Source organism: Micromonospora sp. NPDC048999, from assembly GCF_040649295.1.
GTDB lineage: Bacteria > Actinomycetota > Actinomycetes > Mycobacteriales > Micromonosporaceae > Micromonospora.
In genome coordinates this window covers 16386-28496 of the sequence record NZ_JBEZFI010000016.1, presented here as the reverse complement: position 1 = coordinate 28496, position 12111 = coordinate 16386, and the positions used below count along the sequence as shown (strand labels likewise).

Annotated in this window: 5 protein-coding genes and 1 CRISPR repeat array; of the genes, 3 read left to right on the top strand and 2 right to left on the bottom strand. The window is 73.5% G+C overall.

Going from position 1 to position 12111, the window contains the following annotated elements; translation table 11 throughout:
* Nucleotides 1-59: 59 nt before the first annotated feature.
* Nucleotides 60-5897: direct repeats of the CRISPR family, unit length 37 nt; unit sequence GCTGCGCCCGGCCACCGCGCCGGGCGAGGATCGCAAC.
* Nucleotides 5898-6244: 347 nt separating this feature from the next.
* Both AB0C02_RS18415 and AB0C02_RS18410 read left to right on the top strand, forming a co-directional pair.
* The gene (locus tag AB0C02_RS18415; protein WP_357549423.1) at nucleotides 6245-6685 is read left to right on the top strand and encodes a VOC family protein; all 441 of its coding nucleotides are present in this window, start codon (nucleotides 6245-6247) and stop codon (nucleotides 6683-6685) included.
* A 35-nt stretch (nucleotides 6686-6720) separates the two neighbouring features.
* On the top strand, nucleotides 6721-7794 hold the full coding sequence (locus tag AB0C02_RS18410; RefSeq protein ID WP_357549422.1) for a virginiamycin B lyase: 1074 nt from the start codon (nucleotides 6721-6723) through the stop codon (nucleotides 7792-7794).
* A gap of 7 nt (nucleotides 7795-7801) precedes the next feature.
* Here the strand turns inward: AB0C02_RS18410 and AB0C02_RS18405 are convergent, their stop codons facing one another.
* Both AB0C02_RS18405 and AB0C02_RS18400 read right to left on the bottom strand, forming a co-directional pair.
* Complete coding sequence (locus AB0C02_RS18405) at nucleotides 7802-8551, bottom strand: SDR family oxidoreductase (protein WP_357549420.1); 750 nt, start codon at nucleotides 8549-8551, stop codon at nucleotides 7802-7804.
* Nucleotides 8542-11181, bottom strand: coding sequence for a wax ester/triacylglycerol synthase domain-containing protein (locus tag AB0C02_RS18400; RefSeq protein ID WP_357549418.1), 2640 nt, complete (start codon nucleotides 11179-11181; stop codon nucleotides 8542-8544). Before AB0C02_RS18400 ends, AB0C02_RS18405 begins: the two co-directional genes overlap by 10 nt.
* A 141-nt stretch (nucleotides 11182-11322) precedes the next feature.
* Between AB0C02_RS18400 and AB0C02_RS18395 the strand changes: the two genes are divergently transcribed.
* Nucleotides 11323-12033 (top strand): phosphatase PAP2 family protein, encoded by a 711-nt coding sequence (locus AB0C02_RS18395; RefSeq protein ID WP_357549417.1) that lies wholly within the window; start codon nucleotides 11323-11325, stop codon nucleotides 12031-12033.
* Nucleotides 12034-12111: the final 78 nt, after the last annotated feature.

Genomic DNA, 12111 nt, shown 5'->3' with positions numbered 1-12111 from the left:
GCGCCGGGCGAGGATCGCAACCGGGCCTGGTCGGCCTCGAAGAGCATCAGGACTTCGGCGCTGCGCCCGGCCACCGCGCCGGGCGAGGATCGCAACGCCTTCGCCCACGTCGCCGGATCGTCGAGAGGATCGCTGCGCCCGGCCACCGCGCCGGGCGAGGATCGCAACGCGGACGGCGCGGTCCTGGCTGCGGGCGTCGGCTTCCAAAGCTGCGCCCGGCCACCGCGCCGGGCGAGGATCGCAACCCGCTCGATCTGAGAGTGGGCGGCGAGCGGGTGACCGTGCTGCGCCCGGCCACCGCGCCGGGCGAGGATCGCAACCCCGCAAGCACGCTCGTGGCCGCCGTCGTCGCCAGAGCTGCGCCCGGCCACCGCGCCAGGCGAGGATCGCAACCGCTTGACCGGCGCAATCCCACGGTGGCCGAACTGGCGCGCTGCGCCCGGCCACCGCGCCGGGCGAGGATCGCAACCAGTACTGCGTGGTTCCCATCGCCGGGGGCTGCGGGGCGGCTGCGCCCGGCCACCGCGCCGGGCGAGGATCGCAACAACTCAGGGGTACGACCGGCCACCGGTCCTTACCCGGTCAGCTGCGCCCGGCCACCGCGCCGGGCGAGGATCGCAACAACCGCGCCGGCGACGGAACCGCGCTGCCGTGAAAGGCTGCGCCCGGCCACCGCGCCGGGCGAGGATCGCAACTTACGCAGCCGACCGGCCACCTGTCAGCCCACCCGGTGCTGCGCCCGGCCACCGCGCCGGGCGAGGATCGCAACAGCGCGCCGGGCATCCTCACGTCAGGCCCCCGTACCGCGCTGCGCCCGGCCACCGCGCCGGGCGAGGATCGCAACACCCACGTCACCAGGACGGTGCTCCACCACGCCCGCGGCTGCGCCCGGCCACCGCGCCGGGCGAGGATCGCAACTCGGCGGGCATGGACTCGATCAACTCGATGGTCATCGTGCTGCGCCCGGCCACCGCGCCGGGCGAGGATCGCAACCACCGTTGGGCAGGCAAGGCCGCGGTGACCATCGCGCGAGCTACGCCCGGCCACCGCGCCGGGCGAGGATCGCAACACTACCGCGGCAAGCAGGGGCTGCTGGCTCCGCGCGCCGCTGCGCCCGGCCACCGCGCCGGGCGAGGATCGCAACACCGGCATCTCGAGGGTCATCTACGACGACGACAAGGCTGCGCCCGGCCACCGCGCCGGGCGAGGATCGCAACACGATGGTTTCCGTCCAGTTCGGTGCCGTCGGGGTCGGCTGCGCCCGGCCACCGCGCCGGGCGAGGATCGCAACGCCTTTCGCTCCCCAAGGGATGACGAGTCGCCGCAGGGCTGCGCCCGGCCACCGCGCCGGGCGAGGATCGCAACCCCGCGGGTTTCGGCGAGGCCTCGGGTGATGGTCCGGGCTGCGCCCGGCCACCGCGCCGGGCGAGGATCGCAACGAGACCGAGGACCAGGACACCAACAAGGAGATCGCGGCGCTGCGCCCGGCCACCGCGCCGGGCGAGGATCGCAACACGAAGACCGGCCACCGACTGCGGCTGATGGTCGATCAGGCTGCGCCCGGCCACCGCGCCGGGCGAGGATCGCAACTCCGGGCCCATGGCGGTGGCCCGCAAGTACGCGAGCGAGCTGCGCCCGGCCACCGCGCCGGGCGAGGATCGCAACGCGAGCGCGACGAAGGTTGCGGCCTGGTCCACGATGCTGCGCCCGGCCACCGCGCCGGGCGAGGATCGCAACCCTCGGTCGAGCGTTGCAGGTGTGGGCCGCGTGAAAGTGCTGCGCCCGGCCACCGCGCCGGGCGAGGATCGCAACAGGTCCTCGCGGGTGCGGATCGCGCGAGCCGCGGGAGTGCTGCGCCCGGCCACCGCGCCGGGCGAGGATCGCAACTTCGTGCCGTGCGCCATGCCCGTGCCGAGCGTCATGTGCTGCGCCCGGCCACCGCGCCGGGCGAGGATCGCAACAAAAGAAAAAGCCCCCGGCCGAAGCCGAGGGCTGAGGGCTGCGCCCGGCCACCGCGCCGGGCGAGGATCGCAACATGGGGTCTCCAGGGGGTCGCGGGGCGGCCGGGCTCAGCTGCGCCCGGCCACCGCGCCGGGCGAGGATCGCAACCGCGTCGAGGACGGCCAGCCGCACCAGCAGCACACCGCTGCGCCCGGCCACCGCGCCGGGCGAGGATCGCAACCGGTAACGCGCGCGTCACGATCACCACGAACGGTGGCTGCGCCCGGCCACCGCGCCGGGCGAGGATCGCAACATGCCAGCGAAAGCGGATCCTCAGTTGGCTGAGGCGAAGGCTGCGCCCGGCCACCGCGCCGGGCGAGGATCGCAACCAGACGACCTGCTGGGCGGTGAGCGGCTTCGGGCGGCGGCTGCGCCCGGCCACCGCGCCGGGCGAGGATCGCAACCCCGGTCGGCTCCTGGTCGACGGGCTCCCCTACGACGGCTGCGCCCGGCCACCGCGCCGGGCGAGGATCGCAACGACGTTGACGGCGACCCGGCCCGGCTGCGGTCGCCGTGCTGCGCCCGGCCACCGCGCCGGGCGAGGATCGCAACTTGTAGGCCAAGATCAGGCCGCCCACAAGCAACGCGCTGCGCCCGGCCACCGCGCCGGGCGAGGATCGCAACCCCGGCAAGCCCGGGCCCGCCGGCCACATCCCCGCCTGCTGCGCCCGGCCACCGCGCCGGGCGAGGATCGCAACGATCGCCGTTACGCCAAAGACCACGCCTGGACGCAGGTGCTGCGCCCGGCCACCGCGTCGGGCGAGGATCGCAACCTCGGCGACCTGGCGGAGGGTGGCGATCCGGCCGGGGAGCTGCGCCCGGCCACCGCGCCGGGCGAGGATCGCAACTCCGGGAGCGACGCGTGACCACCAACGACATCGACGCGCTGCGCCCGGCCACCGCGCCGGGCGAGGATCGCAACGCCAGCGAGCTGCTGCCGACGAAGACGCTCAGGGCGTTGCTGCGCCCGGCCACCGCGCCGGGCGAGGATCGCAACCGCAGAGTTCCGCAACAAATTGCGCCGAACGTCTTGCAGGCTGCGCCCGGCCACCGCGCCGGGCGAGGATCGCAACGCGGAGAACAGCATCGAGCACCAGGCCGTGAAGCGGGCTGCGCCCGGCCACCGCGCCGGGCGAGGATCGCAACATGTGCCGCATGGGCGACGTCTACCCGACGTTCGCTGCGCTGCGCCCGGCCACCGCGCCGGGCGAGGATCGCAACTGCACCTTCACGTTTTGCCCGGGCTGCGGCGCCGCCAGGCTGCGCCCGGCCACCGCGCCGGGCGAGGATCGCAACATTTCGTCGGCCCACATGCGAACCGCGCGGGCCTGGGCTGCGCCCGGCCACCGCGCCGGGCGAGGATCGCAACCACTCCCGGCGGGTCATCGGCCGGTCGTCGTCGTCCGGGCTGCGTCCGGCCACCGCGCCGGGCGAGGATCGCAACCTCGACGCGCAGGCGCGTGCGCGGCTGTCCCCGCGCTGCGCCCGGCCACCGCGCCGGGCGAGGATCGCAACGCCGAGAAGGTGCGGCCGGCCCGCCGCCGGCAGCGTGCCGCTGCGCCCGGCCACCGCGCCGGGCGAGGATCGCAACTACCACATCGCCGAGGCGCTGAACCTGGAGATCCAGCGCTGCGCCCGGCCACCGCGCCGGGCGAGGATCGCAACTCGGCCCGCTGCATCTGCACTCGGCCGACGTCGAACCCGCTGCGCCCGCCCACCGCGCCGGGCGAGGATCGCAACAAGACCACCGCGCCGGCCCGCGCGAACAGCCAGTGGCTGCGCCCGGCCACCGCGCCGGGCGAGGATCGCAACTGAATGCGCAGACTGATTGCTTGCGACGGGTCGAATGCCAGCTGCGCCCGGCTACCGCGCCGGGCGAGGATCGCAACGATCGACCGGTTTGGGGCTTGACGTCCTGCTAGGACGCGGCTGCGCCCGGCCACCGCGCCGGGCGAGGATCGCAACAGCCCAACTAGTTTGGCCGGTTCGGTTGGTGTTGAAGCTGCGCCCGGCCACCGCGCCGGGCGAGGATCGCAACGCCGCGCACTGCGGACGAGCCACCCTGTCGTGGCCGCCAGGCTGCGCCCGGCCACCGCGCCGGGCGAGGATCGCAACGCCGCGCACTGCGGACGAGCCACCCTGTCGTGGCTGTCGCTGCGCCCGGCCACCGCGCCGGGCGAGGATCGCAACACCAAAAGCCGTTGATGCGGAGAGAAACGCCGACCGCGGCTGCGCCCGGCCACCGCGCCGGGCGAGGATCGCAACACGCGCGTCCGGATGCCCTACGTCCCCGATGAGACTGGCTGCGCCCGGCCACCGCGCCGGGCGAGGATCGCAACCCTTGCCCATCACGCCGACACAGTTGACGGCGTTGACGAGCTGCGCCCGGCCACCGCGCCGGGCGAGGATCGCAACGGGTCGCTGGAGACGTAGTACGCGGAGTCAGTCTCGACGCTGCGCCCGGCCACCGCGCCGGGCGAGGATCGCAACTTCGGGTCACCGCCCACGGTGATCCCTCCCTCTCCGGGCTGCGCCCGGCCACCGCGCCGGGCGAGGATCGCAACTGCGACGGCCACGGCAAGGCCCTCTACGGCGGCCGCAAGCTGCGCCCGGCCACCGCGCCGGGCGAGGATCGCAACAGCAAGACGTGGGCCGGAAAGATTCAGAACACGCTGTCGCTGCGCCCGGCCACCGCGCGGGGCGAGGATCGCAACTCGACCGGCCGCTCCAGCAGCCACACCGCCCCGGTGCTGCGCCCGGCCACCGCGCCGGGCGAGGATCGCAACGTCCGCGGCCCCGCCTACGGCGGCACCGCCACCGACTGCTGCGCCCGGCCACCGCGCCTGGCGAGGATCGCAACTCGTCCGACACCCGCAAGAGAACCGCCAAACACGCGGCTGCGCCCGGCCACCGCGCCGGGCGAGGATCGCAACTTGATCTCGACCATCTGGTGTGCCAGGTCCCCGATGTGGCTGCGCCCGGCCACCGCGTCGGGCGAGGATCGCAACTTTGCGGGCCATGGGCCGCTGATTCACGCTGCTGATCAGCTGCGCCCGGCCACCGCGCCGGGCGAGGATCGCAACGATGACCTTCTCGGCCTCGACGTCGAGCCGGCCGTGAGCTGCGCCCGGCCACCGCGCCGGGCGAGGATCGCAACGGAGAGGCGTACCTGCTGATCGTGGCCGAGCGGGGCGGCTGCGCCCGGCCACCGCGCCGGGCGAGGATCGCAACTGCGGCAAGTGCGTGCCGTGGCCGTGCTGCGGTTCGGCTGCGCCCGGCCACGCGCCGGGCGAGGATCGCAACGCCGGCGTGCCCGGCGCGAGCCGGAAGGAGGACTGGCTGCGCCCGGCCACCGCGCCGGGCGAGGATCGCAACGTCCAGTCCCTGATGTAGGACTCCCACAGGTTCACGTAGCTGCGCCCGGCCACCGCGCCGGGCGAGGATCGCAACGAATCCTTGTCCGGGAGCGCAACGCCCTCGTAGTCCAAGCTGCGCCCGGCCACCGCGCCGGGCGAGGATCGCAACCCGGGACCCGGACACGATCGGCTGCCGGGACCAGCCGGCTGCGCCCGGCCACCGCGCCGGGCGAGGATCGCAACACGGGCTCCTGTCCGTCGCGTACCGCGTTCTGCGGCAGCTGCGCCCGGCCACCGCGCCGGGCGAGGATCGCAACGAGGCGACCGCGTCGCCCTGGACGGCGCTGGGCGGGAGCTGCGCCCGGCCACCGCGCCGGGCGAGGATCGCAACAACGCGGTTCACACCGCGTCGAACAGCGGCCGGTCCGCGCTGCGCCCGGCCACCGCGCTGGGCGAGGATCGCAACCACGGGTTGCGGGTCATCCTGGCCACGATCAGATCGCGTTGCGCCCGGCCACCGCGCCGGGGGAGGAGCGCAACTTGCGGGAAGTTGGCACGGGTTAATCTCTTCCGCATTGGCGGATGAACCGGCCGTACCCGGGTCATGACGCCCGCGAGTTGGGCAAGCTCAAGGGCACCGGGTCGCCCACCACCGTGGCGGTGTGGTTTGCATGGTGGTACCCTCCGGCCCACCTCGTAAAACTCTGGTGAGCCAGGGTGGCGGCGGGCTGATGGGCGACAGGGGAGTGGTTTGCGGTAGTCAATTAGATCAAGTAGCGTCACCGATCGTGAACACCGGATCGGCACTACGCCATGCACGGATTGGCGACCCGGTGGAGGGCTGATCGCACGGCGGGTGCGGAGAGGGCACCCTCCAGGTTCGGCACGTGGACCTCCCAGCGGCTTGCGCACCGCAGGTCCCATGTCGTGTCGAGCACAGCGAGGTCAGCCGAGTGACAGTCAGGTTCAACCACACCATCATCGCCGCCAAGGATCGCACCGAGTCGGCTCGGTTCTTTCGAGAGTTGTTGGAACTCCCGGAAGCACCGTCCTGGGGCGTGTTCACCAACATTCAGCTCACCGATGGCGTGCTGCTCCAGTTCGCTGAGCCGCCGGTGGAGATTCAGATGCAGCACTACGCGTTTCTGATCGACGATGACCTGTTCGATCGGGCGTATCAGAGGCTTTGTGATCAGGGCATCGAGCACTGGGCCGATCCAGCGATGCGACGCCCCGGCGAGATCAACAACGAGCACGGCGGCCGAGGCGTCTATTTCAAGGATCCGGCCGGCCACGCCATCGAGCTGATCACCCGCCCGTACCTGTAAACCGGAGGAGTTCCTGGCCGGGCATCCGGAACGGGGTGCTCGGCCAGCGAACCGGAACCGGGGCGGCCGCCAGGCTGCGTGGCGGCGGGGGCGGCTCGCCGGAAAAACGCTTTGTTGACCGTGGCTGCCTCACGACAAGCTCCTGTCGCTACACCAAACACGTTAGGGAGCCCGGTCGTATCCCGGCCTGCATCGGAGGAAACGCGGTGACCGCCGTATCCATTGACGAATACGCGGTAACCGACGCTGGCGGCCCGTACGCGATCACCACCGGCCCGGACGGCGCGCTGTGGTTCACCATGGTCCACAGCGGGCAGATCGGCCGACTGGCTCCCGGTAGCGAGCCCACAAGCTGGCAGCTTGATCCCGCCTGCCGGCCGATGATCATCGTCCCCGGGGCGGACCGGGCGCTCTGGTTCACCGAGTACCAGGCGGATCGCATCGGGCGGATCACACCCGACGGCTCCGTTGACGAGTTTCCCTTGCCCACCCCGGGGTGCGGACCGTTCGGCATCGCCGCCGGCCCCGACGGAGCGCTGTGGTTCACCGAGACCATCGCCGACCGCATCGGTCGGATCAGCCTCGACGGGCAGGTCACCGAGTTTCCGCTCCCGGCCACCGGAGCATTCCCGTCCGCGATCAGCGCCGGTGCCGATGGCGGAATGTGGTTCACCATGAACCAGGCCAACGCGATCGGCCGGATCGGCATGGACGGCCGCATCACGGTCCACCCGCTGCCGACCGAGGCCGCCGCGCCGGTCGGCATCACCGCAGGTCACGACGGCGCCCTCTGGTTCGTCGAGATCGCCGCCGGTCAGATCGGACGGATCACGCCCGGCGGCGTGATCGTGGAGTTTCCGCTGCCTGACCGCGCTGGCCGACCACACGCCATCACCGCCGGTGGGGACGGCAAACTGTGGTTCACCGAGTGGGCCGGCAACCGCGTCGGCTCGATCACGACCGACGGCACGATCGAGACGTACAACCTGTCGACACCAGGCTGCGAGCCGCACGGCATCACCCTCGGATCCGACGGCGCTCTGTGGTCCGCTCTGGAGAACGGATCCCTCGCCCGCATCGCGTCCGCTACCACCGCTCGATCTTGCTGACCGCCGGTCAGCCGAAGCGGGCGGCCAGGCGTCGGTACAGCGCCGGCTGCAGCGCCCGCACCGCCACCGGCAGGCGCAGCCAGCCCGGCACGTACACCTCCGCCCGGTCCCGGACGATCGCGGCGGCCAGCGCGTCCGCCACCCGCTCCGGCGGCAGCGGCCGGGGCCGGCGCCGGTGGTAGGCCTGCCCCCGGCGGGCGAAGAACGGCGTGTCCACGACCCCGGGGACCACCACGCTGACGGTGATCCGGTGTCGGGCGAGCTCCAGCCGGAGGCTCTGCGCGAAGATGTCCAGGCCGGCCTTGCTGGCCGCGTAGACCGCCTCCTCGCCCACGCCGAGCCGGCCGGCGATCGACCCCACGAAGGCCAGATGGCCGCCGTGGCGGCACATCTCCGGCAGCAACGCCCGGGTCAGCTCGATCGGCGCGCGCAGGTTCACCGCGATGAGCTCGTCGGCGACCCCGTCCGGCATCTCGGTGAACGGGCCCGCCCAGCCGACGCCGGCGTTGTTGACCAGCACGTCGACCCGTGGGTGGCGGGCGAGGACCCGCTCGGCCAGGTCCCGTCCGGCACCGGGCCGGGCCAGGTCGGCCGGCAGCGCGGCGGCGCCGGTCTCGGCGGCGAGCCGGGCGAGCCGTTCCGGGTGCCGGCCGACGGCCACCACCTCGCTGCCGGCCCGGGTGAGCCGCCGCACCACCGCCGCTCCGATGCCCGAGGAAGCACCGGTTACCAGGACCACCGCGCCGGTCAGGCGCACTGCGGCACCCCCGGCGACGCCGGCCCCTCCCGCCGTCCGGCTGGCCCGCCGTCGGGCACCTGGTCCGTCGGTCCGCCGGTCGCGGTTCCACCGGTGTCGACCTCGTGGAGCAGCTCGGCCAGGCTGGTGCGCAGGGCGGCGACGAACGCGGGACCGGCGTCGGCCAGCGACTCGTCCAGCAGCACGCCGATCTCGAAGGTGTTCCGGCACCGCAGCACTCCGACCCCGAGGGGTACGCCCTCGGCCAGGGCGACCACCGGGGTGGGGGCCAGAAGCGGGGCGCCGGCGAGCAGTCCGGCGCCCCACGGCAGCGCCATGTAGGACACGATGACGTTGAGATGCCGGTTGGTGTAGACGCGTCGGGCCAGCGCGGCGTGCAGCGGGGCGGGTAGGACGCCCATCGCCCGCATGACCAGGCCGGCCGCTTCGGCTTCGCCGCTGGCCAGCGCGGTGCGCAGGGACTGCTGCACGGCGGCGACCCGGTCCGTCGCCGAGCACCTTCTCAGCGGAAGATCGAGGGTGACCGCGCCGGTCCAGTTGCCCTGGGTGGGAGCTCGCCGTCGCGGGCTGCGGGAGACCGCGAACATCGCCCGCAGCCGCGGCGGCCTGTCGGCTGGCTGGACGGCGGCCAGCGCGGCGGCGGTGAGCGCGAGCATCAGTTCGCTGGCGTGTGCCCGGCAGGAGCGCGCCGCGCGAAGCACCTCGGCGGCCGGCAGGGACGCGGTGACCAGTCGGCGGTCCGGCGAGCTGGCCGGGCGGTTGAATCCGGTGGTCGGCGCCCGTCCCTGCGTGGCCAGCCGGGTCAGCCCGCGTGCGGCGAGTCGGAGACCGTGGATCAGCTCACCCGGCTCGGGCGTGCCGGCGCCGACCCGTTCGGGCGCACCGGGCGTGGTCCGTCTCGCGCCGGCCGCTCGGTTGCCGGATAGGTCGAGCAGCCGGTCCAGGACGCCGATCACGGACATTCCGTCCCCGAGGGAGTGGTGCAGCTTGACCGCCAGCCGGGTATGCCCGTCGGGCAGGCCGCTGATCAGCATCATCCGCCAGAGCGGACGGTCGTCGGGCAGCGGTTGGGACCAGAACCGGTCCAGGGCGGCGCTGCCGTCGTCGTCCGGGCCGACCTCGACCTCGTCGAAGTGGGCGGTGGGGTTGACGTGTCGGTCGATCACCCAACCGGGCCGGCGCCACCGGCCCCGGTCGACCAGGCGGCGGCGCAGGGTGCCGATGGCGGGCAGCCGCCGAGACAGCAGGGCGACGAGATCCGCCGCGGTCAGCGGTCGGCCGTCGGGTCGGGGGCCGAACTCCAGCAGCGTGCCGATGTGCTGCGCCACCGTCGCCGACTGCACGTGCAGGAAGAACGCGTCCTGGGAACGCAGCGGCCAGCTGGGCGGGCGGGTGACCGTCGCCGGGCGGGTGCGGTCGGCCGGCCTCCGCGCGTCGGCCAACGCGGGCAGCCCGAGGTCCGGCAGGTGGGGATACGCGGTGGGGGCGACCGGTTCGGTGGCCTGCGGGCCGACGAGCCGGCTGCGGACGCAGGCGACGAGGGCGTTCGGGCTTTGGGCCGTCTCGGCCAGGCCGGCGGCGGCCATCAGCGAGGCGTTGGCCATGCCGTGCGCGGCGATGGGCCGGTACATCACGATGGGGGTGCCGGAGGCCCACGCTTCCAGCGCGGTGGCCCCGCCCGCGTTGGTCACCACCAGCCGGGCGGCCCGCAGCAGGGTGGGCATGTCGTCCACCCACTGCCGGACCAGCAGCCGATCGGGCGGCAGGCGCAGCGCCGCCAATTGGGCGACCAGTTGCTCGTTGCGTCCGCAGACGGCGACCACCTGCACCGCGTCGCCGATGTCGACCAGCGCACGGATGGCCTCTTCGACGTGTCCGAAGCCGTACGAGCCGCAGGCCACCACCACCGCCGCCCGGGTCGGGTCGAGACCGCAGCGCCGGGCGGCATCGGCCCGGTCACCGGGATGGAACCGGTCGACCACCGGTGGCGCGCACACGCCCAGCCGTACGCCCGGCGCGGCGACCGCCGCCACTGGTAGCGCCGCCGGATGGACCACCAGATCCAGATCCAGGTCCCGGTAGACCCAGGACGGGTGCGGCGCGAAGTCGCAGATCCATGCCCCGATCGGGACGCCGAGGCCCCGGCGCCGGCGCAGCCAGGCGAGCCCGGCGCTGCCCAGTGGATAGCTGGAGACGATCAGGTCCGGGTCGAACGCCTCGACGACCGGGGCGAGCCGGCGACCGGCCCAGGCTCCGGTGAACCACTTGGAGGCGGTGGCGAACCAGCGGTGCCGCCAGATCGACGCCCAGAAGAACTCGTAGAGCCACGGCGTGGCCGCGACATTGGTCAGGTAGGTGCGCCGGAAGAGGTGGCCGACCCCCGGGCCCATCACGTCGAGGGTGTCGACCCAGCCCACGCGGCTGCCCGGCCACAGGGTGTGTACCCGTTCGGCCAGGGCCCGCCCGGTGGCGTCGTGCCCACCGCCGATGTCGGCCGACACGACCAGCACCCGCCGGCCGATCGGCTCGGTGCCGCCGTCGACCGCCCCCGCATTCGGGGCCGCTGCGCCGCCCGTGGCGGTCGACTGTCCGGCGGCCAACGGCGGCACGGGGCGCATGGTCGCTGACATGTCGGATGCTCCCAGGCAATGCGCGGAGAGGGGCGCCAGGAGCGCCCCTCGGGGGCGTTCATCAGCTTAACTGCTGCTTTAACCAAATATGGGATACCTTCGAACATCGGACGTCCGGGCGGCAGCGTGCCGGGGAGGACCATGACAGGGGAAACGCGGGAGCGGGCGCGGGCACGACCCCGCCCGCTGGGCGTGCCCGCGCTGACGCCGGTCCCGCGCGGCTGGTGGTTCGACGGCCTGCTGGTCGCCGCATTCGCCGTGCTCACCGCGGCCCTGGTCTGGTGGGCGCCGCTGCTGCGGGTGGACATCGCTGTACGGGACTGGTGCGACGCCCACCGACCGGCACCGGTGTACGTGCTGATGCGCGCCTTCGACTACCTGGGCCAGGGCGGCGGGCTGATCGTCGTCACCATGCTGGTGTCCGGCTGGCTGGCCTGGTGCCACCGGACGGCACGCCCCATCATCCTGGCCGGACTGGCCCCGATCATCAGTACACTGCTGATCGTCGGCCTGAAACGGTGGACCTCGCGAGGCGCGCCGCACCAGGGCTCGTTACGCATGTTCAGCCACAGCCCACAGGTGGAGTACCCGTCCGGGCACGTCAGCAACGGCATCGTCTTCTACGTCGTGCTGGCGGTGCTGCTCGCGCCCTACCTGGCCGTGCCGGCCCGGCGGGTCGTGCAGTGGCTGCCCGGCGTGCTGATCTTCATCGGCACCACCTATTCGAGCTACCACTGGCTCACCGACAGCATCGGCGGATACCTGCTCGGGCTGCTGATCGCGCGGCTGCTCCTGCGGGTGCCGTGGCGGACCGTTCCGCTCCCGCGCCGGCTGGACCGATCACCGCCCTGACCCGACGTGCGGCCGGTCCGGCCGCCACGTTCTCGTACGAAGAGGGAGGAAGCCGATGACCGGGCGGGCGAGCGCATG

What these genes read in the sequence shown, in the direction of transcription:
- AB0C02_RS18395 (WP_357549417.1), top strand. Translation starts at nt 11,323, where the DNA reads ATGACAGGGGAAACGCGGGAGCGGGCGCGGGCACGACCCCGCCCGCTG.
- AB0C02_RS18400 (WP_357549418.1), bottom strand. Translation starts at nt 11,181, where the DNA reads ATGTCAGCGACCATGCGCCCCGTGCCGCCGTTGGCCGCCGGACAGTCG.